Raw genomic sequence first — 21,616 nt, forward strand, 5'->3', positions numbered from 1 at the left:
CGAAGCTCCATCGCTATCCCCTCATCCAGCGGCTTCAGTGTGTTGAGCGCGGTTTCTTCGCATCTGCCAGAGCATCCAGACGATCCCCAGGCCGACGGCCAGCGTACCGACCCAAGCCGTGCTGGTCAGACCCATCGCTTCCAGGCTCGCCCCGCCTAGCAGCGAACCCAACGCGATGCCGCCATTGAAGCCGGCGATGTTCAGCCCAGCCGCCACTGCCGGTGCCTGCGGCGCGTGGATGTGCGACAACCCGATCACCCGCGCCTGCAAGGCAGGCACCGCTGCATAGGTCAGCGCACCGAGCAGGCCCGTCAGCAACACCATCAACGGCAACGACGGTGCCGATGCCCATATTGCCAACAGCACGACGGCCAGGCCGACCAGTACGGTCATCACCGCAAAGTCGGCACCCTTGCGGTCGGTCAGCCGCCCGCCCCACACATTGCCGATGGCGGCCATCACGCCGTAGCCCAGCATCAAAAGGCTCGCCGTGCTTTCACTGATGTTCGTCACTTGCAGCAGGATCGGCGAAATGTAGGTGTAGAGCGCGAAAGACCCCGCATACGCCAACACGGTGATGCCGGCTCCGGCCAGCAGACGCGGATTGAACATGGCTTTCAGGCCATCCATCGCCTTGGCCTGCGCCGAGGCATCGTTGCTATCTGTCGGCATCAGGGCCAGCAGGCCGACGAACCCAATGGCACCACTTGCGGCCACTGCCATGAAGATGACCTTCCAGCTCAACACGCTGCCCAGGTAGGTGCCGAGCGGTACGCCCAGCGCCAGTGCCAGCGTCAGGCCGCCGAACACCACGGCCACCGCCGCACCGGCGCGATGTCGGCCCGCCAATTGGGTTGCCACGCTGGATGCTACGGCGAGAAATACCCCATGTCCCAGGCCGGAGGCGAAGCGGGCCACCAGCATGGGCGTCAGTGCATCGGACAGACTGACTACAGCGTTGCCCAACGTGAACAGCCCCATCGCCACCAGCAGCAGCCGCTTGCGCGGCCAGCGGGTCGCCAACGCGGTCAGGCCCGGTGCACCAATCACCGCACCCAGCGCGTAGGCCGTAACCGCCGTGCCAACCTGGCTGACGCTGGCATGCAGATCAGCGGAAATAGTGGACACCAGCCCGATGGTGACGAACTCGGTAAAGCCCAGGGCGAACGCGCAAAGCGCGAAGACGTAGATGACGAAAGGCATACGTGGATTCATGGTTTAGGCTCGCTTCTCGGCTGTCACCGCTAATAGGGGCAGCATCGCTTCCGCGACGCCCTTGGCCGAGGCCGGGTTCTGCCCCGTCACCAGTCGCTCGCTCACCACTACCTGCGCCTGGAAATTCGCCGCAGGCACATGCCGGGCACCACGTTCCTGCAAAGCATCGGCCAGCAGGAACGGCACCGTGTCGTACAGGCCGACCGCACGCTCCTCGTTGGTGAAGGCCGTCACGTCCTTACCCGCTACCAGATAGCCGCCATCGGACAGCTTGAGGTTTACCAGCCCGGCCGGCCCGTGGCACACCGCCGCGACCACGCCTCCACGCTCGTAGATGAACGCCGCAATGGCCGCCAGTTCGGCGTTGTCCGGGAAGTCCCACATCGTCGCGTGGCCGCCGGCGTAGAAGATCGCGGCGTAGGCATCGGGATCGACCTGCGTGGGTGCCATGGTGTTCTCGGTGGCGCTTCTTAGCGTCGCATCGTTCCAGAACGCGGCATTGATCGGATCGTCCAGATCGAGTCCATCGACGTGCGTCTTGCCGCCCTTGGGGCTGACGAAATCGACCGCATGACCGGCGTCTGCCAGCACCCGATGCGGATGCGTGACCTCGGACAGATAGAAACCGCTGGGCGCGGCATAGGCGGCGCCGGCCGGCCCCTTGCGGTCGTGGCTGGTCAGGACGAAAAGAATACGTTGGGTCATCAGAAGCTCCTGCAAGCGAATCGAGCACACCGCCGGACACCTCCAACGGAGGCATGCGCGTGGCAGCGTGGGAAGTTGGGATCCTCATTCTGGTGAATCCGGCATATCCTTTAAATGACCAAAATTGACAAACACTTTCCCCGGAACGACCCAAATGGCCCTACGCAACCTTGATGACCTAGCGGTGTTCGTGCATGTTGTGGAGCGCCACAGCTTTTCCGCCACCGCACGCGACCTGCACCTCGCGCCTAAGACGGTCAGCAAGCAGATCGCCCGGCTGGAACAGGCGTTGGGCACCACGCTGTTCGAGCGCAACACCCGTAACTTGCGAATCACCAACGAAGGCCGCGCCATCGCCGAGCGCGCACGAGTTGCCCTGGCGGTGCTGGAAGAAGTGCAGGAACTGGCAACTGGCGGCAGCCAGGAACTGAACGGCACCATCCGCCTGACCGCGCCCACGCCGTTCGGGCGCAAGTTCGTGGCCCCGGCGATCCACGATTTCTGCCGCCTGCATCCCCGCGTCGGCTTCGACCTGCGCCTGTCCGACCAGGTGCAGGATCTGTATAGCGGCGACCTCGACTTGGCGATCCGTATGGGCGAATTGGCCGATTCACGTTTGGTGGCGCGGCGCGTGGCCGATAACCGGCGCATCCTGGCGGCGTCTCCTGCCTATCTGAAGGCGCAGGGTCATCCGGGGCAGCCGGAGGAACTGGAACGACATAGCTGCTTGGTGTTCGCCTATCCGGGCCTGCTGCAAAGCACCTGGCCGCTGCGCAAAGGCCACCGGGAGAAGCCTATTGCAGTCAGTGGCACGCTGTGCAGCGACAGCGGTGACGTGCTGCATGCGTGGTGCCTGGCCGGGTTGGGTATCTCGCTGCGCGAGACCTGGGACATTCACGAGGAACTGCGCGACGGGAGGCTGGTGCGCGTGCTGCCAGAATGGGAAGCCACGCCCTCGAAGATCAGCATCGTGCGGGCGCGGCGCGAACCCGTGCCGCGCCGGCTGACGGCGTTCAGCGATTTTCTGTTCGACCGCTGGCAGGAGGCGCCGTGGGATCAATGACCTCATTCGCCGCAGCCGACGCATCGTAGGCATCTCGAACTGCCGCTAAGTTTCGTAGGAAATTTTGTAGGTCTTGCCTATCCGCTCGACATGTGCAAATCCGAGCTCGCCAAGGTGCATACCAGCGATAAGAATCTTATCCGAGCTAACAACATTCAATAGTTTGGATCGTGTTTCGGCGGAAAGAAGCGGATCTTGGTCGAATGCAATGGATACGTCGGGACGAGCAATCTGAATTTGGGGGAAATGAACGATATCCCCCCAAACCAGCAGACTACGATCATTGGAATCGAGACGATAACCGGAATGTCCTGCGGTATGCCCCAGAAGGGGCATCGCACTAATGCCAGGGAGAACTTCGCTATCAGTAAACATGCGCGTCTTCTCCCGATACTGATCGAACACCTTCCGAGCAAACAGAAAGTTGCCACGAGCACGCTCACTCGCTCGACTGAGATTGCCCTCATCCTCCCAGAAAGAAACCTCACGCTGGTGGACGACCAGCTCTGCATCGGGAAAGGCTGCTTCCCCTGAAGAGTCAAGCAGCCCCCCAACATGGTCGGGATGTGCGTGGGTCAGAAGAATGGTGTCAATGTCAGCGGGTTGCACGCCAGCAAGCGCGAGATTCGCCTTTAGCTTGCCGCCCCACTGCTTGAAACCACCAGCCCCCGCATCGATGAGGATCGTGCGGCCCATTCCACGCACCAGGTAACAGTTGATGTGGATCGAGAATGGATCGCTCACACCTGCGTCCTGCTGCAACTTGGACGCCTCCGTAGGATCGATATTGGAGAGAAGATCTAGACTTGCGGAAAGGTATCCGTCACTGATGGCCGTAATAGAAAACTCGCCGATCTGCTGGCCCGGAAATTTCATGTCGTTCATTGCGGCACTCCTTGCGAGTCATCAGTTCCGCGCGTAGATGGCGGGGGGCGAATAGCCGAAGCAACGGATGCGCGCCGTTAGCCCTGTATGGCGCTTTATGGCCACATCCAATCGCGCCGTGAAGGCGTCCATGACCGATGGCGTTCTGAACGGTTCGAGGCGGTACTTGATTTCCGCGTAAGCAGGATGCCCGCGCCCCTGGCGGGCAGCGACATAGATGACATGCACGTTGTCCAGCGCCGCCTGAAGGACGTCCGTGCAAAGTCGAGCGCATCGTTCGGTGAGTTCCGCCAGATTTGCTTCGGGTGGCATCTCGTCCGCCTGGATGAAGATCGTCAGGTTAGGCATGTCGGTTCTGCACCTGCGTCTGGGGCTCTGCGCCTCTGCCACTCGTCAATTGCGCGGTCATCGGGGCATAGAGATGCACGTTCTTCGGAAGGGTATCTACACCAAGACTAATGGCGCTATCCAGCTTCGCCAGCCACCTGTTTTCAGGACATTTCTCCAATGCGACGGCCCACATCTGCTCAGGCGTGAGCCCCATCTCGATGAGCGGCTCGGGACCGACTGCGCTCACGATCAGATGCTCGCCTTCACCGATGGCAGGCGCACGCTCAAGGCCGCCGTAAAGATTGCGGTGCCAATCGGTGATGTGCTGCTGCCAGCGTGCGAAGTTGCCCCCGCCCTTCTGGCGATACTCATCGCCCTCAAGCACAGCCAGACCGTCGATCGAGTGCATGGCCAGGTAGACAGGGCAACCAGCGCTAAACGCCTTGAAGCGCTGCGAAGTATGGAACCCGCTCACGGAAATAAGCGCGGGTAGCTTTTCCAGGCTATAGAAATCATTCCACTCTGCTTCGCTGGCTGGGTCGGCAAAGCTGCACTCAACGGTGTAGATCATGGATCACTCGCTACCGGACTTCTTGTACGTCCGGCCCTCTTTGTTGATGTCTCGTCATGGTATGACCTTGATATCCGCGAATAAAACGATTATTCGGTATGCTTCAGTGACAAAAGATCAAGCTAAGCTAGATCGTCATCTTCAGAACGGGAACGCTCATGCGAAGGAAGATCCCTAGCAGCACGGCACTGACAGCATTTGAAGCCGCCGCCCGCCACGGCAGTTTCGCGCGCGCGGCAGAGGAACTGTCTTTGACTGAAGGAGCTATCAGTCGCCAGATTGGCCGGTTGGAAGCCTTCCTCGGGATCACGCTGTTCGAGCGGGTCGGCAATCGTGTCCGACTCCTTCCTAACGGAGAGCGTTACGCGATCCAAGTTCGAGAATCGCTTGACCGCTTGGATCGGGACAGCCAGTACTTAATGGGGCAGCCGAACGATGGCGCAAGCCTGGACATTGCCACTATCCCGACGTTCGCGATGCGATGGCTCATTCCTCGCTTGGGACGATTCCAGCAGAAGCATCCGAACATTACTGTGCATTTGGCCGAGCGCATGGAGCCCTTCGTCCTGGCAGGGAGCGGATTCGATGCTGCCATCCATTTCGAGCACCCAGCGTGGACAGGAATGCGGACTCACCAACTTTTGCATGAAGTGCTGGTTCCGGTTTGCCATCCTGAACTTCTGACAGGACGCAATCGAACAACCGCACTGGACGAATTACCGCGCCTTCACCGACGACAGAACCCTGAAGCTTGGCAACACTACTCCCAAGAGACGGGAAGCCCGCTGACCAATCCTGCAATTGGCGCACGCTTTGATCTCCATGGAATGTTGATAGAAGCCGCATTGGCCGGCCTCGGCGTTGCGCTAGTACCGCGCCTGTACGTTGAAACCGAACTTGCGTCAGGAAACCTGATCGCCCCGTGGCCAGAGGGAAAAGCCATCTCCAAAACCTTTTGCCTCATCCTTCCCGAGCCCATCGGGTTGAGCAGAGAGCCAATACAAGCGTTTTCTCAATGGCTACTCGACGAAGCAAAGCAGGGAAAAACGGTTAGCTCGTAGGAAATGAGCTAATGTGACTTACCCTTTCATCCGATTGGATGAAGGAGGTACGCTTGTGACTCTTGCACCGCCCCTGAATGATTAGAGCCGCCGAGCTGAATCCGACACCTAGACAGCTAACAATTGCGACTTGCGTCGAGCTCTACCTGGATTGAGGAGATTCGGTCGCTTAAGTTGCCCTGCCCGGTATGGCGGTTCCTCGATGTCAGGCCTGTGTACTGGCCTTGCAAATATTATTTTCATAGCCCTCAGTTTGGCTCTACCTCTTCATCGCCACGTGTTCCGCTTGAACAATCATCGCGTCATTCAAAAGGCACCTGGTCAGGTCCCACCCTGAGCCAAAACTCCTCGGCAGACTGGCTCAGCATTGCTTTGGGGCGGGTTAAATGAATTTCTAACGGTATGTCCCAGCTTTCGTCAAGAGCTCTGACTAAGCGACCATCAAGAATTTCTTGCTCCGTGAGGCTCTTGGGCAGCCACGCGACTCCTTTGCTCTCCAGAGCCATGGACATAAGTACCGCTGCAAGATGGCTGCTGAATAGTGGTTTGAGGTGAAGGTAGTCCTCCTTCCCTCGAAGTCTGTGGGCGACAATACGCCCAAGTCCCGACTCATGCGTGTACGCGAGATATGGCAACGCTGCAGGCAAAGTGCCGAAGTTTATTGACGCACTAGCAAGGGGCACGAGAACGTCTTCACCCACCTTCTTGCTTATGAACTGATCAGGTGCCAGTAAAGGGGGAACATCAGGATGGCGGTGACAGAGCATAAACTGGACCTGACCATGTATCAGCATCTGCTCACAGACTGCCATGCTATCTGAATGTAACTGCACAGCCTCAATTGGCGCACCGTTTTCCGAGCTTCGGAGCCACTTCGGAAAAAATGTGAACGACAGAGAATGCGTCGCAGCAAATTTGAGTGACCTCGCTGTCATCCCAGCGACTTCTTGAGCTTCGCTACGCATCCTGTAGAGGTGCCTAGCCGCCTCCTGCGCACTGGGCAAAATTTGCCGCCCTGCCTCGGTCAGGGTAGCTCCATGCGGTGTGCGCACAAACAGGTCAATGCCCATCCAGTTTTCCAGTGAGCGAACTCTCCGACTGAAAGCGGGCTGAGTAACATGACGTGCTTCAGCGGCTCGGACAAAACTGCCGTACTCCGCAAGCGCTGAAAGGTCTTCGAGCCATACGAGTTCCATGGGCCATGCCTCCTGTGCATAGGGTGCGGCATTAATAGCATTGGGCGGGTGACATCGCAAAGCATAACGTGGGGCCACAAACAACAAGAGGAACCCGTCATGCGTATCGTAGACATCCGTGAAAAAACAGTTTCTATTGCCTCCCCGATTGCCAATGCCTATATCGATTTTTCGAAAATGACCTGCTCGGTCGTCGCTGTTATCACGGATGTGATTCGCGATGGCAAACCTGTCATCGGCTACGGTTTCAACTCCAACGGTCGCTATGGTCAAGGCGCTCTGATGCGTGATCGTTTCCTGGCGCGTATCACCGAAGCGGATCCAGACACGCTCGTCGACCATGAAAACAACAACCTGGATCCGTTTGCCATCTGGAAAGCCCTGATGACAAACGAAAAGCCTGGAGGTCACGGTGAGCGCTCAGTAGCAGTTGGCACCATCGACATGGCTGTATGGGATGCCGTCGCCAAGATCGAAGGCAAACCTCTTTATCGTCTGCTGGCTGATCGTTACCGCAACGGCGTGGCCGATGACAAAGTTTGGGTCTACGCAGCAGGTGGCTACTACTACCCAGGCAAAGACCAGACCAAACTCAAAGCAGAAATGCAGAGCTACCTGGATCGTGGCTACGACGTTGTTAAAATGAAGATCGGTGCGGTGCCACTGGACGAAGATATCCGTCGCATCGAAGCGGTACTTGAAGTGGTTGGGGACGGTCGTCGACTGGCGGTCGATGCCAACGGTCGCTTCGATCTTCAGACCGGTATTGCTTACGCGGAAGCCATCAAGAAGTACAACCTCTTCTGGTACGAGGAGATCGGCGACCCGCTCGATTACGCACTTCAGGCTGAGCTTGCCAATCACTATGAACTGCCCATGGCGACCGGTGAAAACCTGTTCTCCCACCAAGACGCCCGTAACCTGTTGCGTCACGGCGGCATGCGCCCGGATCGCGACTTCCTGCAGTTCGACTGTGCGCTGTCCTACGGGCTCGTGGAGTACATGCGCACCCTGAAAGTGATGGAAGAAATGGGCTGGTCTTCCCGCCGCGTAGTTCCGCACGGTGGTCACCAGATGTCCTTGAACATCGCAGCCGGTCTGCACCTGGGCGGCAACGAATCTTACCCCGACGTGTTCCAGCCTTTCGGCGGCTTCGCCGACGGAATCAAGGTGGAAAATGGATATGTCGGCCTGCCAGATATTCCAGGCGTTGGCTTTGAAGCCAAGTCAGCCTTGTATGCAGTCATGCGCGAGCTAGGCGAAGGCTGATCAACCTAGATCTGCGGTTTCTTTTAAAGAGACCGCAGACTCAGGCGTCACCCGCTGACGCCAAACCACATGCCCATCACAAAAATAAAATGAGGTGCTTCCGTGGAAATTTCCAAGTCCCGCTGGTACAGCCAGCTATATGTGCAGGTGCTGATCGGCATCGTCATCGGCGCTGCGATTGGTCACTTTGAACCGCAATTCGGAGCCAAGCTTCAACCTTTTGCCGATGGCTTTATCAAACTCATCAAAATGCTCTTGGCGCCGATTATTTTCGGTACCGTCGTGGTTGGTATCGCCAAGATGGGCAGCATCAAGGAGGTTGGGCGGATCGGCGTCAAGGCGCTGCTCTACTTTGAAATCCTTTCAACCATTGCGCTAGTCATCGGCCTTATTGTGGTCAACATCGCAAAGCCAGGCGCCGGGATGAATATCAACGCTACCACGCTTGATGCCAGCGCTATCGCCAAGTACAGCCAAGCCGCCACGGAACAGGGCGGCACTATCGATTTCTTTCTCAACATCATCCCTAGCACCTTCATTGGCGCATTCTCGAATGGCGTCATGCTTCAGGTCATTCTGATTTCGGTATTGATGGGCGTTGCCCTCGTTCAGATGGGCGAAACCAGCAAACCGCTCATCAATACCATCGACTTGTTTCTGCAAGGGCTGTTCAAGATCGTGGCAATGGTGATGCGCTTGGCTCCCCTTGGCGCCGGCGCCGGGATGGCTTTCACTATAGGCAAGTACGGCATTGGTACCTTGCTGTCACTCGGCCAGTTGCTGGTCGCGCTCTACATCACCACCCTGATTTTCATCGTGGTAGTGCTGGGTACGGTTGCCAGATGGTCGGGCATGCCGCTGATGCAATTTCTTCGTTATTTCAAAGATGAAATTCTCATCACGCTTGGCACCTGCTCAACCGAAGCTGTGCTTCCGCGAATGATGGTGAAACTTGAAAAGCTGGGCTGCAAGAAGTCAGTGGTAGGCATGGTGCTGCCAACTGGATATGCCTTCAATGCAGATGGCACCTGCATTTACCTCACCATGGCGGCGATTTTTATCGCACAGGCAACCAATACGCCACTGACGTTTATGGATCAGATGATTCTGTTGGGCGTCTTCCTGCTGACCTCAAAAGGTTCCGCTGGCGTGGCGGGTGCCGGGTTCATAACCCTTGCGGCAACGCTAACAACCATCCACTCCATTCCTCTGGTCGGCCTCGTCTTGCTACTGGGCATTGACCGATTCCTGAACGAAGCACGGGCCGTGACCAACCTGATCGGTAACGGCATCGGCACCATCGCCATTGCCAAGTGGGATAACTCGTTCGATGTCGAGGCCTGCGAGCGTGAAATCGCCGCCATGAAACACGAAAAAGCGGCCAGGAAGGCAATGCTGGCACAGAAATAATCTGCAAAGGGAGCCGGTCATCTCGCCTTAAAAACGGTTATGACCGGGAGTGTCTTCCAGGTCTCGTTCAAATCGAATGAGACCAACAAATTACTTGTAAGAATTTGATGGAGCCAAAAATGATTGAACGATCGCATTATGAACTGCGCAAGGCGTTTGGTGATTTACTCCAGGGTACCGTCTGCAAATTCGCTGCTTCCGTATTCGATCCGATCTCGGTTCGTATGGCTTCCGACCTTGGCTTTGAGGTCGCCATTCAAGGTGGTTCCGTCGCCTCGCTTCAGGTGCTCGGGGCACCGGACATCGCACTGCTCACGCTGGATGAGTATGTCGAGCAGGTTTCCAGAGTCGGACGAGCCAGCCAAATCCCAATCATTGGGGATGCTGACCATGGATTCGGAAACGCGCTGAATGTAATGCGAACTGTGACCGAGCTGCAGAAAGCCGGCGTCGCTGCGCTAACGCTGGAAGACACCCACCTACCGGCCAAGTACGACGAGCAATCGCATGTGCTCATCGAGAGGGAAGAAGCCGCGAGCAAGATTTACGCTGCGCGATTTGCGCGATCAGACGATGCGCTCAGCATCATCGCCCGTACGAATGTGGCCGTTACCACCTTGGAAGATTCCATTGCACGTATTACGGCCTATGAAAAAGCCGGGGCCGACGCGATTTGCCTCGTCGGGGTAAAAGACTTCCACCACTTGGAAGCACTCACAGCACATCTCAGTGTGCCGATCATGCTGATCAATTATGGAAATCCGGCTCTTAGTGATGTTGAGAAACTGAGTGCTGCCAATGTGCGGATTGTGGTCAATGGGCATGCACCGTATTTGTCCGCAATCAAAGCGACATACGAGGCGCTGCGCGAACAAAGCGGCACAGAGGGAGGCGAGCTGTCGCTTCCCGATCTGCTTTCTAAATACACACTCTCGGACAATTACCGAGAGTGGGCAAAGACCTATTTGAAGTCAGAACACGATTCGAATTGAGTTTGAAACAGGTGAAATAAAGCTTCATGAAAAAAACAATCTTGGCCTTCAGCCGCGTATCACCCAGCCTGCTTGCCCCTTACAAAGACAAGTACAACATCATCGTCATGCGTCCAGAGCTTGGTGACATGGATGCTCAGTTCGAAGATGCCATTCCCAGCGCTCATGGATTGATCGGCGGGAATCGGCGCCTAGGTGAAGCAGAGCTGGCTTCGGCTAAAAACCTTGAGATCATTTCCAGCATTTCGGTTGGCTACGACAACTATGACCTCAGCTATCTCAATGGCCGAGGGGTCATGTTGACCAACACGCCAGATGTCTTGAACGAAACCACAGCTGATCTGGCTTTCGCTCTGATCCTGGCCACAGCGAGACGCGTCCCTGAGCTTGATGCTTGGACGAAAGCCGGCAATTGGACAAAGACCATCGAAGCATCCCACTTCGGATGCGATGTGCATGGAAAGACCTTGGGCATTATCGGTTTAGGCAAAATTGGAGAGGCCATCGCACGCAGAGGGCGTTTCGGTTTTGGCATGAACATCCTCTACAGCGGCAACAATCGTAAACCGCAGCTTGAGAAAGAACTCGGTGCGCGGTTCGTCCCGCAAGAGAAACTTTTAAGCGAGTCTCATTTTGTCTGTCCGGTCGTGCCGTTGACGGACGGCACGAGAAACCTCATCGGACGTAAGGAGCTAGCGTTGATGGGCCCGGAGAGTATTTTGATTAATGTTTCTCGCGGCCCTGTGGTTGATCAGGACGCACTCCTTCAAGCGCTTGAGGAGAATACGATACGAGCAGCCGGTTTAGATGTTTACGTGAAAGAACCGCTTGTGAGTTCAGGTCTTTTCAAATTGAAGAACGTTGTCACCGTGCCTCATATCGGCTCTGCAACAAGCGATACACGCAATGCGATGGCACTGCGTGCACTGGAAAATTTGCTATCGGGGCTCGAAGGACGGCAACCGAGAGACCTCGTGAATACTCACGGGCTAGGACGTAGATGGACGCAGTGACGACAAGGACGCTGGCAGTATGGCCGCCGCGCAGGATGGATCGCGGCTTATAGGTCGGGGCGCCTACTCAAGCTTAAGCCGCTCTAAACAAGATCGACTATTTGCCGATGCGCTCCGTTTCCTGTTCTCGCCGACGCGTGTCCTGACGTTGATGCTACCCGTTATTCTTTTTCAGGCTTTCGGGGCTGCCAGCGCACAGACCATCCATCACCAAATTCATCAATCTGGCGAGACGTAAGCGCCATTCGCTCTGGGCATCCATTTGCCATATTCCCGCGATGGCTAGAAAAAAGTCGTCGTTTGTAATCCCGCTACGAATCGTTCCTGCCTTTTCATTTGCCCTCAAAAGCAACTCGGCAGCTCCTTGGACAGGAGCGTATCCCGACTTCCCTGGGAACTCGTAAACGCAAGCAGCTTGCTGGATCGCAGCAGCGAGCCCTGCCTTTGTCATTGCATATTCAGCGAGGCAGTCCATCCACTCTCGGAGGGCTTCCTTAGGTGGTTTTGTCGCCAGCAACTCTTCCGCCAACAAGGCCACCTGCTGCATTTCGAATTGATAGACCTCGAATACCAACTTCTCCCTGCTAGGGAAGTGACGATAGAACGTGCCCTGCCCTACCCCCGCCTTCTTCGCAATCGTACTCAGCGGAACAGCAGGATCGCTAGTCAGCTCTACCACTGCGACCTCCAGAATCCGTTCCCGGTTTTTCTTGGCGTCAGAACGCATCACCAAATCGTGAGTCATGAACAAAATTTTCCTTCACTGCATTGCTAAGCGGACAGTTGTCCGGTACGGTTTTAAAGTGGACAGCTGTCCGCTTAGTCATCGTTTCTGGAGTTTACTATGAACAGCACTGGCAACACGATTCTGGTTACTGGCGGCACCTCAGGCATCGGCCTCGGTCTGGCTCTAAGATTTCACAAGGCGGACAACAAAGTCATTATCGCGGGACGTCGCAAGTCTCTGCTCGACAAGATCGTGTCGGAACATCCTGGCATTGAATCAGTATTGCTGGACGTCTCTGATGGCCAATCCATCCAACGCACCAGCGAAGCGCTTGCGATCAGCCATCCGAATCTGAACATTCTCATAAATAACGCTGGGATCATGCACTGGGAGGATCTGACTGATCCGGAAAGCCTGAGCACAGCCGAAGATATCGTGACGACGAACTTACTTGGCACGATTCGCATGGTCTACGCACTCACTCCCCATCTGATCAAGCAGACCAGTGCAACGATAGTGAATGTCAGCTCGGCGTTGGCATTCGTGCCGCTGCCAGCCACACCGACCTATAGCGCAACTAAAGCGGCGGTTCACTCGTTCACTCAAAGTCTTCGAGTACAGCTAGAAGCCTCGCCAGTCGAGGTCATCGAGCTTGCGCCACCGGGGGTACGTACCACCTTACTTGGTCAGGAAAATGACGAGCACGCGATGCCATTGGAGGATTTTTTGGATGAAATCTTCGAACTGCTCAAGACTGTTCCGACCCCACTAGAATTAGTAGTCGAGCGCGCGAAGCCATTACGATTTGCAGAAGCGAGCGGTTCACATGATGAGGTGTTGAAAATGCTTGCCGGATACAAACCACCAGCAGAGTAACGTTTAACTTGTGGGCACACCTGATGCGTCCAAATAAGCGGCTGGCATCTGCCTACTGGGCGCACAGTTTTTTTGTTGCTCCTATTCATATTGGGAAAAGGGCGGCACAGCTGATAATCCAATTGGAGCGGATAGATGGATGCGGTGCGCAATCTCACGCCCATAAATTTGGCTACCAGCGGAGCAGTCCGATACAGCCTGGAACGCTGGCCTACGCATCTGGCAAGTGGGATTGGCCATTCCCTACCGCATGACTAGGCGTCCGGCTCAAATCACAGTAGCTGTGAGGCATATTCTACTTATCTAGATGAGCCATTCGTCGAGTGCCGAAGGCGTCGGTTGACACAGCAACTCTCCTTCTAGAATATATAGCGCACTATATAATAGTGAGCTATGAAATGACCTCAAACCGGAAGCGGGTGGGTACCCAGCTGTCTTTTTCACTCTACGCGGCGGCAAATCGGGTGGTGCGATTGCACAAACCCTACCTGGAGCCGTTGGGCCTAACCTTCCCTCAGTACCTGGTCATCCTGGAGCTTCTAAACGGTTCGCCACTCACTGTGGGAGCACTCGGAACCCGCCTTGCGATGGACGCTGGAACCATAACGCCATTGCTGAAAAGGCTTGAGGCTGCCGAACTCGTCAGCCGCGCACGGGATCCTTCCGACGAGCGCCGCGTGATGATCGACCTGACGCCTAATAGCCGCATGTTGGAAGCTGACATTCGGGGAATCACTAGCAAAATTAAGTCAGCTTGCCAGCTTGATGAGCGGGGTATCGATGAGCTTCGACAAACACTCGATGCGCTCGGTCATCCGGCAACCGACTGAGTATTTTTCACGCCTTGCACAAAGAGGAAATCATGACTATTTCAATATCTAGATTCGATGCTGATACAGCGATGGATGACACCCTTCAATTTCAAAAGACGGCACGCACTCGGCGGTCTTTTCGCGGGTTTCTGGACACCTCCGTGCCCGACCACATCATTCAGGAGGTGTTGAAGGATGCTCAGTGCGCCCCCTCCAACTGCAACACCCAACCTTGGGATGTACACATCGTTCGCGGGCAAAAACTGAAAGAGCTTTCGCAGATTCTCCACGCAAAAAATACTGCAGGCGAATTCACGCCAGACTTTTCGTTCGATATGGATGCTTTTTACGGCATGTATGGGGATCGTAAGAATGCGCAAGGCAAAGCCTACTACGAGGCTATGAATGTTATGCGCGAAGACAAGGAGGGGCGTCGGCGGGCCGCAGCCCTGAACTTGTCTTTTTTCAATGCTCCCCAGGCAGTTTTTTTATTCATGCCGGTGTTTGGCGACAGTGTTCGAACTGCTGGCGACATTGGTATGTACGGCCAAACCTTCCTACTGTCACTCGCTGCCCGTGGGTTAGGCGGCATCCCGCAAACCTCGCTTGGTTTCTATGCAGAAACGATCCGCGAGGTGTTAGGAATTTCTGAAGAAATGAAAATGCTGTTTGGCATGTCATTTGGCTACCCAGACGAGAGTGCTCCAGGCAACCGCATGCATATGGATCGCGTGCCAATTACTGACAGCGTGACCTTTCACTCTTGAAGAGTCGTATTTACCTGAGCCAGGCGACATGCGTGCCCCAGAGCGAAGTGGCTGCGTGACATGCTTAATTCATTCGCATATCCAACCAAGCGGTCACTCAAGTATTGGTTGTAGGTAAGGAGGTTGAAGTGAAAATCGGAATTATTGGCGCCGGCAATATTGGGGCTACCCTTGCCCGCAAGCTTGCTGCGTGCGGCCATGAAGTTAAGCTGGCAAACTCGAAAGACCCTAGCAGCATCCAGAACCTTGCCAATGAAATCGGCGTGAGCGCGGTCACCAAGGAAGATGCGGTGTCCGGGGTAGACGTTGTTATCCTCTCGATCCCGTTCGCCAAATACCCTGATCTCAAACAGACGTTGAGCAATGTTCCTGAGAAAACCGTCGTCATTGACACGTCCAATTATTATCCGGGGCGCGACGGGGCGATCAAAGAAGTTGACGACGGCAAGCCTGAGAGCATCTGGGTAAGCGAACAGATTGGCCGACCGGTGATTAAGGCTTGGAACGCCGTTCTCGCAGCGACCCTTGCCAATAAAGGTCAATCAGGCGAATCCTCAACTCGTATTGCCGTACCTGTAGCTGGAGGAGATACCTATGCTGAGTCAATCGCGCAGGATCTTGTTGAGGGTACGGGCTTCCTCGCGCTCGCCGCTGGCGACCTTGAAGATTCGTGGCGTCAGCAACCAGGTACACCAGCGTACTGTACCGAGCTGACATTACCACAGCTGAGATTGGCGCTGGTATCGGCAGACAAGGCCAGAACGCCGCAAAACCGCGACGCACTGATCGCCAAATTTATGGCTCATGACGGCCAGTTAACACATGAGCAAATCGTTGCCTTGAACCGGGCCATGACCGCCTGACCAATCAGATTGGTGGCATGCTTACCTGAAGATTCACCTTGTCGATTCCATATTACAGCGGCGGAAGTACTCTCAGTCGCGCCGTGTCTGCCTGGGACGAAATGGTTACAGAAAATAAGGTATTGGATGGATGAAATGACCTCGTCGAGCTGAAAATCCAAATAGCAGCCACTGTTATCAGGTAGGCGATGTAGAGATGTTTCGATTGAGGTCGTCCATGCGGATGGAGGCCCGATCGCACATGTCGTCGAAGAGAATTAATCCACAGGCTAAAACCTTCTATCGTCCTATTGAAGCAGCACTGCGCTGGTGCAATCTCATTCGTTTCGAAACTCAAATCCTGCAAGCTCCTTGGTCTTACCCAGGAGAGCTCAGGCGCCTGTTTCCCCAGTGGCCATGCCTACAAACCAATACCGAACTAATTTATGACGCCGTCCGCAATGGCGAATTGCCATACGGCTGTTTCGGGATTCCGGTGCCATCGGGCACCACCGTGGAGCCCAATTTGTTAACGGTCCGACATTCAGATCTGCGTCAATGGCTGGCGATTTGTTACCCTGATCAGCGACCTGGTTTTTTGTTCGAGCCATGCGCCGTCACTCGAGACAAAATTAGCTTGGGCATTTACTTTGCCCTCCAGGCCGAGCGCAATGCCCTCTTGCGAGAACGCGATACGCTGCGACGTCAGCTCCAAGATGTAAGAGCGGACCTTCGTGCGTTAGGACTTGAACAGGAAAACCTTAAATCAATGGTGAGCTCCAATGGGCGTCTCAGCGAGCGGAGCGAACGAACCTACCTACAAATCATCGGTGCCCTGCTCAACACCGTCTTGGACTCGTCACCCGCGGGCAAGCCTCTTTCCGTGTTTAAGAGCCAAGCCGCAATCGTCGATGCTTTGACCGCGCGCCACAGTGACATTCCCGGTCTGAGTAAACGAACATTGGACGAAAAGTTTGCTGCAGCCAACCGTAGCATCAGGAAAAAACCTAATACATAACATTGCGCTGCAATCACGTTGATTGCAGCGCAATGACTCTCTTCAATTTCTGCGATTCAATTCAGGTCACTTCCTACTACGTGCCAATCGCCGCCAGGAGTGACCATCATGTCAACCCAAACCTCACCCATCGTTGAAGTGTCACAACCGCAAATCGAGCGCCATATTATGCGGCGCGAGGAGGTAGAGCGTAAAACCGGATTCAAGCGCGCGCACATCTACAACTTGATGAAGGAAGGTAAATTCCCTCAAGCCAAGCGCATTGGGCTGCGCGCGGTTGGTTGGGACTCGCTGGAAATCGAGCGATGGGTCGTTGAACGCCTTGGCCAGCAGAGTTGACGCCATGCGTGTGGTCGCGGTGCTTTCCACCAAAGGTGGGGTCGGCAAAACCACAGTAGTGGCCAATCTCGGTGGTCTGCTGGCGGATGCTGGTCTACGTGTCCTATTGCTCGATCTGGATAGCCAACCCACCCTCTCCAGCTATTACGCCTTGAGCCAGAAAGCTGTTGCTGGGGCGTACGAGCTCATTGCACTCAACTTAACAACGCCTACACAGATTGTATCCAGGACCATGATCGCAGGGCTCGACCTGATCATCTCCAACGACGCCCAAGGCCAGTTGAATACGTTGCTGCTGCACGCCCCTGACGGGCGATTACGGCTGCGTAATTTGCTCGACGATTTTCGCCCCCGTTACGATCTACTTTTGATCGACACCCAAGGCGCACGTAGCGTGCTACTGGAAATGGCCATCCTAGCCTGCGATATCGCCCTCTCTCCCATCACACCGGAAATGCTAGCCGCTCGCGAACTGCGCCGCGGCACTTTGAGGCTGTTCAGTGAACTTGAACCATTCCGTCACCTGGGTATTACGTTGCCACCGTTGCGACTGCTGCTGAACCAGGTAAATAGCCTCCGAGTAGACACGCGAATGATCATCCGTGGATTACACGAGGCCTTCGCTGGGGCTTCCAACATCTCGGTTCTAGGCACCGTAGTTCCAGACCGAGTGGCTTACCTGAATGCCGCCTCTCTTGGCCTACCCGCCCATCGAATTGAGACTCGCCAGCCACGTGAACAACGTTCTCAATCAGCGCTGGAAACCATGCAAGCGCTGGCCATCGAGTTGTTTCCGGAATGGCGCGAAGCGATTTCCAGAGTGAGCAGATACGAAGATGTTCGATAAGGCGAATTCCGAAGACGGTGTTTCTCGCCGAATTATTTTGTTTGTTCAACCTTGAGGCCAACAGCGTTTGGCGAGGAGTCTTTTGATGCTGGATCAGTTTCCCATCATCGTTCAGCCATCCATTCGACAAGATCATCCACCTAGCGAGGAATATTGCACCGTGGTCTTTCGCCGGCAGCGTGGGCGCTCGGCCATGGGTCGGTCTCTCGCGGAACTGTCTCGTTATTTCGAAGGTTCGGGAATAGCCGAGATCGTTAAGTTCGAGGTCGGTGACCATTTGCATAACCGGCGTTAACTGAGGCTGTTCAAATGAAGAAGCTCAGTCAGGAGGAGATCACCAACAAACTGCACCAGGACCATTTTCCTCGGAGTCCAGAACTGGAGCGACTGTCCGATCCAGTCATCGACACCCCCATGCTGGTCACGCTGGAACAGTTGCGGCCCTACGAGCACAACCCACGCTTCATCCGCAATCCACTTTATGACGATATAAAAGCCTCGATCCGTGAACGAGGGCTGGATCAACCACCACCGATTACCCGCCGCCCGGGTGAAACCTATTTCATAATCCGCAACGGCGGTAATACGCGATTGGCGATTCTCGGCGAGCTGTGGCAGGAAACCCGCGACGAGCGCTTCTTTCGCATTCATTGCCTGTTCCGGCCCTGGAGCAATGAAATCACCACTCTGCTCGGCCATTTGGCCGAAAGCGATCTGCACGGCCAACTCACCTTCATCGAACGTGCTCTGGCAGTAGCCAAACTCAAAACCATGCTCGAATCAGATGGAGCAACGCTCTCGCAACGCGAGCTGGCACGACGTCTTGCCGCTGGGGGCTACCCCATTTCACAGTCACACGTCAGCCGGATGCTCGACACCCTCGAATACCTACTGCCCGCCATCCCACAAACCCTGTATGCCGGATTGGGTAAACCCAAAATTGAACGCCTGATCGCACTGCGTAGCCAGGCTGAACAAACCTGGAATCGTTATCCGACCGATGCCATTGCGTTCCCCGAGTTTTGGCTCGACACCTTGGGCCAATTTGATGCCGCCCCCGACTCCCTCGATCTTGAGCAAGTTCAGGATGAATTGCTCGAACGCATGAGCCGCTTACTCGGACAGTCCTACCGCATGTTGGCTCTTGAGCTGAGCGATACACAACGGCTCATCCGAACGCCTGTCACGCCCTCAGAGAACACCTATCCGCCAAGCTCTGCTGAAACCACGGCAGACCCTCTCTCACCCAAATCAACTGAGACCAGAACCCAGACCGAAACAGCGCAAGAGGAGCAGCTCATGCTGCCCGAAACAAATGTCGCATCAGCAGTCAACCCTACGTCACGTGTCCAGCAGATCCGCGAACAGATTGATCGCGCCACTGCCTCCGAACCAGCACAGACCGTCGCAACCTGCCCGACCGAAGACATCTGGATCATCGCACCCACACTGGATACCCCCGAACAACTGCGTTTAGCCATTACCGGCCTGACTCGGGAAATGGCGGCCTATACCGGACATCCCGAGAGCATCATCGACCAAAAGCACGGCCTGGGTTTCGCCCTCAGCATCGAGCAGCTTGATCTTGCAGACCCTCGTGCGGCCGGCGTCCACCTGCTGCTCTTGGCCCTGCTGCGTGCCCAAGACGAAGTGAACTGGGCGGATCGCAAGCAATTGCCCTCAGCCCTGTTCGGGCAACTGCTATTGGGGGTTTATCAACTCCCGCTGGCAGATCGTCCAGCCGTGGACGTAGGACTGGAGCGACTGCCCGACTATCTGTTAATCAAACTGTATCGCCTCATTCGCTTAGCCCGGCGCCTGATCGACTTAACGCTTACCCATGAAGACGATTCACCAATGGAGCTGCCATGAACCTGTCCTTCAATGTGCTCAACCAGGCCATGCTGACCCAGGTCCTTCACGAGTTGCGCCTGGGTAATCTGCAACGCTGCAAAGCACTCGGACTGGGTGAAGAGGACATCTACCTGTTGCAATCATTACCGCCGACCACACTGTCACGCCTGGCACATGCCACCGTTCCCTGGGTTGAGGTCAAGATTGATTCGCCGGTATTGCATCGGTTGATCGACCAGGCCGAACGTGACGAACAGAACGAGCGCCTGATCAACCGAGCGCTCAAGCTCGGTGCCAGCAGTACCATCATGTATCAGTACTTCGGTTTGGCGCATTCGGAAACCGCCCTGCGCCGACGTCTGCTCAAGATAGAAACCCGTAAGGGCCGCCCCCAGAACTTGAGCGAAGCGCAGGAACATGCACTCTGGCAGCGTTGGTGCCAACTACGCGCTGAGGACGGTGCTGAGGATCAGCTCGACGCCATGATGATGTTGGCAGAAGAGCAACAGATCAGCTTGACCATCGTTTGGCAGCAGATCGACCATTACAGCAACGGAACATGAACACTACCCCTTCCAGTCGCTGGCAGCGTGTTCTGCAGCAATGCACCCAACAACTAAGTGAACGTTGGCCCGCACGCCTCACCACTGAACATCCTTCCAACCAGGCCCTGCAGGCGGGCTTTTTGTTCAGTGGCCAATCTCACGAAGTCGTGCCGCGTCGACTACTGCTGGATAGTCGGCTAACGCCATTGGAACGGAATGCCTGGCAAGTATTTCGACTCATGCTGCAAGGCCAGAGCGTGATCACTCCGCGCTATGAAGATCTGCAGCCTTACTTGTCGAGCGTGCCCTACGGTGCGTCAGCCTCCCGTGAAACCATCGCTCGCGTGTTGACGATGCTCAGGCTGACTCGCTGGCTCAGTTTGGTGAGTCGTGGCCGCGATCAGCTCAGCGGGCGCCTACAAGGTTCTCTGTACGTCCTGCACGATGAACCGTTAACGCCCGCCGAAGCCATGGAGCTGGATCAGGATTATCTGGAGCTGGTCGGACATGCCCTCTCTCACGCGACCAAGGCTGTGCGAATTGTCGCTCGGCATGTTTTGGAAGAAATTCGTCAGGACACCGATATCGATTTGGGTCGACTCCCCACCCGGCTCGACAGTTGGGGCGACCATTGGACAAAACAAGGATTGAATAACGCGCCAAATGAAGCGTTACACGATTACGAACTGGGTGGCGACCACCTCGTTCGGAATCGTGTGGAACCACGTTCGGATTCCGAACCGGGTCTGAACGCTAAGGTTTCCGGCAGCGTTCGGAATCCGAACACTGCCTGTACTGTATTAAAAGAAAGTAGTTGTACTGTACCGCGCGCGACCCCAGCGGTGGACAACCTGCACTGGCCTGATCCGCTGCACCTGAGTCCGAGCGAGCGGCAGGCCGTCACCGTGACGCTGAACAAGCTGAAACCAGCGGATCGGCAGGCGGTGCTCAACGAAGCTGGGGCGCGATGTGCGGTAGGAAGCGTTCGCAAACCGGCGGCGTATCTAATGGGCCTGATACAGCGGGCGTTGAAAGGCGATTTCCGCCCATGGGCAGGTCAGGCTGAATCGTTACCCATTGCAGAACCGCCACCCGCTCCCCCGCGCCAGCTTAGGAAAAAGGGCGAACCCGCCTCTGCCCTCGCCCAAGCGTGCCTGGATGAACTGCGCCAGCTGCGCAGCAAACGCTCTGGACGTCAGTAGATTTGATGCCACTGGCATCACTGTCGAGCGTGTCAAAAATTAACCGTCTCGAACCAAACCGAACATACCGCATTCAG

Annotated in this window: 23 protein-coding genes; 16 read left to right on the top strand and 7 right to left on the bottom strand. The window is 55.8% G+C overall.

Annotated features, from left to right (window positions below; genetic code table 11):
• Positions 1-21: 21 nt before the first annotated feature.
• On the bottom strand, positions 22-1,215 hold the full coding sequence (locus tag KGB21_RS12850) for an MFS transporter (RefSeq protein WP_223505304.1): 1,194 nt from the start codon (positions 1,213-1,215) through the stop codon (positions 22-24).
• A gap of 3 nt (positions 1,216-1,218) precedes the next feature.
• Positions 1,219-1,920, bottom strand: coding sequence for a type 1 glutamine amidotransferase domain-containing protein (locus tag KGB21_RS12855; RefSeq protein ID WP_223505305.1), 702 nt, complete (start codon positions 1,918-1,920; stop codon positions 1,219-1,221).
• Positions 1,921-2,074: 154 nt separating this feature from the next.
• Here KGB21_RS12855 and KGB21_RS12860 point away from each other — a divergent pair, with 154 nt between their 5' ends.
• Entirely contained in the window at positions 2,075-2,983 is a 909-nt protein-coding gene (locus tag KGB21_RS12860; RefSeq protein WP_223505306.1) for a LysR family transcriptional regulator, read from the top strand.
• Between the two features lie 45 nt (positions 2,984-3,028).
• Here KGB21_RS12860 and KGB21_RS12865 read toward each other — a convergent pair whose 3' ends face one another.
• From KGB21_RS12865 to KGB21_RS12875, 3 genes are read right to left on the bottom strand one after another with little or no spacing between them, the layout of a single operon-like run.
• The gene (locus tag KGB21_RS12865) at positions 3,029-3,868 is read right to left on the bottom strand and encodes an MBL fold metallo-hydrolase (protein ID WP_223505307.1); all 840 of its coding nucleotides are present in this window, start codon (positions 3,866-3,868) and stop codon (positions 3,029-3,031) included.
• Positions 3,869-3,889: 21 nt separating this feature from the next.
• Complete coding sequence (locus KGB21_RS12870; protein ID WP_223505308.1) at positions 3,890-4,216, bottom strand: hypothetical protein; 327 nt, start codon at positions 4,214-4,216, stop codon at positions 3,890-3,892.
• The gene (locus KGB21_RS12875) at positions 4,209-4,769 is read right to left on the bottom strand and encodes a sugar ABC transporter (protein ID WP_223505309.1); all 561 of its coding nucleotides are present in this window, start codon (positions 4,767-4,769) and stop codon (positions 4,209-4,211) included. The genes KGB21_RS12870 and KGB21_RS12875 overlap by 8 nt, the downstream gene beginning before the upstream one ends.
• Before the next feature lie 158 nt (positions 4,770-4,927).
• Between KGB21_RS12875 and KGB21_RS12880 the strand changes: the two genes are divergently transcribed.
• Positions 4,928-5,830 (top strand): LysR substrate-binding domain-containing protein, encoded by a 903-nt coding sequence (locus KGB21_RS12880; RefSeq protein ID WP_223505310.1) that lies wholly within the window; start codon positions 4,928-4,930, stop codon positions 5,828-5,830.
• A 302-nt stretch (positions 5,831-6,132) separates the two neighbouring features.
• Here KGB21_RS12880 and KGB21_RS12885 read toward each other — a convergent pair whose 3' ends face one another.
• Complete coding sequence (locus KGB21_RS12885; RefSeq protein ID WP_223505311.1) at positions 6,133-7,026, bottom strand: LysR family transcriptional regulator; 894 nt, start codon at positions 7,024-7,026, stop codon at positions 6,133-6,135.
• A gap of 99 nt (positions 7,027-7,125) precedes the next feature.
• Here KGB21_RS12885 and KGB21_RS12890 point away from each other — a divergent pair, with 99 nt between their 5' ends.
• The 4 genes from KGB21_RS12890 to KGB21_RS12905 all read left to right on the top strand — a co-directional run bounded on the left by KGB21_RS12890 (position 7,126) and on the right by KGB21_RS12905 (position 11,710).
• Complete coding sequence (locus tag KGB21_RS12890; protein ID WP_053123197.1) at positions 7,126-8,295, top strand: mandelate racemase/muconate lactonizing enzyme family protein; 1,170 nt, start codon at positions 7,126-7,128, stop codon at positions 8,293-8,295.
• A gap of 102 nt (positions 8,296-8,397) precedes the next feature.
• On the top strand, positions 8,398-9,705 hold the full coding sequence (gene dctA, locus KGB21_RS12895) for a C4-dicarboxylate transporter DctA (protein ID WP_223505312.1): 1,308 nt from the start codon (positions 8,398-8,400) through the stop codon (positions 9,703-9,705).
• Between the two features lie 119 nt (positions 9,706-9,824).
• A complete protein-coding gene (locus KGB21_RS12900; RefSeq protein ID WP_223505313.1) occupies positions 9,825-10,697 on the top strand; it encodes an oxaloacetate decarboxylase in 873 nt (290 codons plus the stop codon).
• A gap of 26 nt (positions 10,698-10,723) precedes the next feature.
• Positions 10,724-11,710 (top strand): 2-hydroxyacid dehydrogenase, encoded by a 987-nt coding sequence (locus KGB21_RS12905; protein ID WP_223505314.1) that lies wholly within the window; start codon positions 10,724-10,726, stop codon positions 11,708-11,710.
• A gap of 154 nt (positions 11,711-11,864) precedes the next feature.
• On the opposite strand, the gene KGB21_RS12910 is transcribed toward KGB21_RS12905, so the two are convergent.
• Complete coding sequence (locus KGB21_RS12910; protein ID WP_223505315.1) at positions 11,865-12,455, bottom strand: TetR/AcrR family transcriptional regulator; 591 nt, start codon at positions 12,453-12,455, stop codon at positions 11,865-11,867.
• Positions 12,456-12,554: 99 nt separating this feature from the next.
• Here KGB21_RS12910 and KGB21_RS12915 point away from each other — a divergent pair, with 99 nt between their 5' ends.
• The 10 genes from KGB21_RS12915 to KGB21_RS12960 all read left to right on the top strand — a co-directional run bounded on the left by KGB21_RS12915 (position 12,555) and on the right by KGB21_RS12960 (position 21,539).
• Complete coding sequence (locus KGB21_RS12915; RefSeq protein WP_223505316.1) at positions 12,555-13,313, top strand: SDR family oxidoreductase; 759 nt, start codon at positions 12,555-12,557, stop codon at positions 13,311-13,313.
• 398 nt (positions 13,314-13,711) lie between these two features.
• A complete protein-coding gene (locus KGB21_RS12920; RefSeq protein ID WP_223505317.1) occupies positions 13,712-14,143 on the top strand; it encodes a MarR family winged helix-turn-helix transcriptional regulator in 432 nt (143 codons plus the stop codon).
• Positions 14,144-14,175: 32 nt separating this feature from the next.
• Positions 14,176-14,892, top strand: a complete 717-nt coding sequence (locus KGB21_RS12925; protein ID WP_160057855.1) for a nitroreductase — start codon at positions 14,176-14,178, stop codon at positions 14,890-14,892.
• Between the two features lie 128 nt (positions 14,893-15,020).
• Positions 15,021-15,755: an NADPH-dependent F420 reductase gene (locus tag KGB21_RS12930; RefSeq protein WP_223505318.1), complete on the top strand. Its 735-nt coding sequence runs from the start codon at positions 15,021-15,023 to the stop codon at positions 15,753-15,755.
• Positions 15,756-15,996: 241 nt separating this feature from the next.
• Positions 15,997-16,752, top strand: coding sequence for a hypothetical protein (locus tag KGB21_RS12935; protein ID WP_223505319.1), 756 nt, complete (start codon positions 15,997-15,999; stop codon positions 16,750-16,752).
• A gap of 108 nt (positions 16,753-16,860) precedes the next feature.
• Positions 16,861-17,091: an AlpA family phage regulatory protein gene (locus KGB21_RS12940; RefSeq protein WP_223505320.1), complete on the top strand. Its 231-nt coding sequence runs from the start codon at positions 16,861-16,863 to the stop codon at positions 17,089-17,091.
• 4 nt (positions 17,092-17,095) lie between these two features.
• Positions 17,096-17,938, top strand: coding sequence for a ParA family protein (locus KGB21_RS12945; RefSeq protein WP_223505321.1), 843 nt, complete (start codon positions 17,096-17,098; stop codon positions 17,936-17,938).
• Between the two features lie 309 nt (positions 17,939-18,247).
• Positions 18,248-19,810, top strand: a complete 1,563-nt coding sequence (locus KGB21_RS12950) for a ParB family protein (RefSeq protein ID WP_223505322.1) — start codon at positions 18,248-18,250, stop codon at positions 19,808-19,810.
• A complete protein-coding gene (locus KGB21_RS12955; protein WP_068934431.1) occupies positions 19,807-20,355 on the top strand; it encodes a DUF2857 domain-containing protein in 549 nt (182 codons plus the stop codon). Before KGB21_RS12950 ends, KGB21_RS12955 begins: the two co-directional genes overlap by 4 nt.
• A complete protein-coding gene (locus KGB21_RS12960) occupies positions 20,352-21,539 on the top strand; it encodes an STY4528 family pathogenicity island replication protein (protein ID WP_223505323.1) in 1,188 nt (395 codons plus the stop codon). The genes KGB21_RS12955 and KGB21_RS12960 overlap by 4 nt, the downstream gene beginning before the upstream one ends.
• The last annotated feature ends 77 nt before the right edge of the window (positions 21,540-21,616 follow it).

Origin of the sequence: Pseudomonas sp. GL-RE-29 (assembly GCF_019947275.1) — a bacterium.
Taxonomy (GTDB): Bacteria; Pseudomonadota; Gammaproteobacteria; order Pseudomonadales; family Pseudomonadaceae; genus Aquipseudomonas; species Aquipseudomonas fluorescens_A.

Excerpts from the sequence above, each read along its gene's own strand:
- KGB21_RS12955 (WP_068934431.1), top strand. The coding sequence starts at position 19,807 with ATGAACCTGTCCTTCAATGTGCTCAACCAGGCCATGCTGACCCAGGTC.
- KGB21_RS12960 (WP_223505323.1), top strand. The coding sequence starts at position 20,352 with ATGAACACTACCCCTTCCAGTCGCTGGCAGCGTGTTCTGCAGCAATGC.
- KGB21_RS12890 (WP_053123197.1), top strand. The coding sequence starts at position 7,126 with ATGCGTATCGTAGACATCCGTGAAAAAACAGTTTCTATTGCCTCCCCG.
- KGB21_RS12875 (WP_223505309.1), bottom strand. The coding sequence starts at position 4,769 with ATGATCTACACCGTTGAGTGCAGCTTTGCCGACCCAGCCAGCGAAGCA.
- KGB21_RS12905 (WP_223505314.1), top strand. The coding sequence starts at position 10,724 with ATGAAAAAAACAATCTTGGCCTTCAGCCGCGTATCACCCAGCCTGCTT.
- KGB21_RS12855 (WP_223505305.1), bottom strand. The coding sequence starts at position 1,920 with ATGACCCAACGTATTCTTTTCGTCCTGACCAGCCACGACCGCAAGGGG.
- KGB21_RS12865 (WP_223505307.1), bottom strand. The coding sequence starts at position 3,868 with ATGAACGACATGAAATTTCCGGGCCAGCAGATCGGCGAGTTTTCTATT.
- KGB21_RS12940 (WP_223505320.1), top strand. The coding sequence starts at position 16,861 with ATGTCAACCCAAACCTCACCCATCGTTGAAGTGTCACAACCGCAAATC.
- KGB21_RS12870 (WP_223505308.1), bottom strand. The coding sequence starts at position 4,216 with ATGCCTAACCTGACGATCTTCATCCAGGCGGACGAGATGCCACCCGAA.
- KGB21_RS12925 (WP_160057855.1), top strand. The coding sequence starts at position 14,176 with ATGACTATTTCAATATCTAGATTCGATGCTGATACAGCGATGGATGAC.
- KGB21_RS12935 (WP_223505319.1), top strand. The coding sequence starts at position 15,997 with ATGTCGTCGAAGAGAATTAATCCACAGGCTAAAACCTTCTATCGTCCT.
- KGB21_RS12850 (WP_223505304.1), bottom strand. The coding sequence starts at position 1,215 with ATGAATCCACGTATGCCTTTCGTCATCTACGTCTTCGCGCTTTGCGCG.
- KGB21_RS12900 (WP_223505313.1), top strand. The coding sequence starts at position 9,825 with ATGATTGAACGATCGCATTATGAACTGCGCAAGGCGTTTGGTGATTTA.
- KGB21_RS12880 (WP_223505310.1), top strand. The coding sequence starts at position 4,928 with ATGCGAAGGAAGATCCCTAGCAGCACGGCACTGACAGCATTTGAAGCC.
- KGB21_RS12860 (WP_223505306.1), top strand. The coding sequence starts at position 2,075 with ATGGCCCTACGCAACCTTGATGACCTAGCGGTGTTCGTGCATGTTGTG.
- KGB21_RS12950 (WP_223505322.1), top strand. The coding sequence starts at position 18,248 with ATGAAGAAGCTCAGTCAGGAGGAGATCACCAACAAACTGCACCAGGAC.
- KGB21_RS12885 (WP_223505311.1), bottom strand. The coding sequence starts at position 7,026 with ATGGAACTCGTATGGCTCGAAGACCTTTCAGCGCTTGCGGAGTACGGC.
- KGB21_RS12910 (WP_223505315.1), bottom strand. The coding sequence starts at position 12,455 with ATGACTCACGATTTGGTGATGCGTTCTGACGCCAAGAAAAACCGGGAA.
- KGB21_RS12915 (WP_223505316.1), top strand. The coding sequence starts at position 12,555 with ATGAACAGCACTGGCAACACGATTCTGGTTACTGGCGGCACCTCAGGC.
- KGB21_RS12920 (WP_223505317.1), top strand. The coding sequence starts at position 13,712 with ATGACCTCAAACCGGAAGCGGGTGGGTACCCAGCTGTCTTTTTCACTC.
- KGB21_RS12945 (WP_223505321.1), top strand. The coding sequence starts at position 17,096 with ATGCGTGTGGTCGCGGTGCTTTCCACCAAAGGTGGGGTCGGCAAAACC.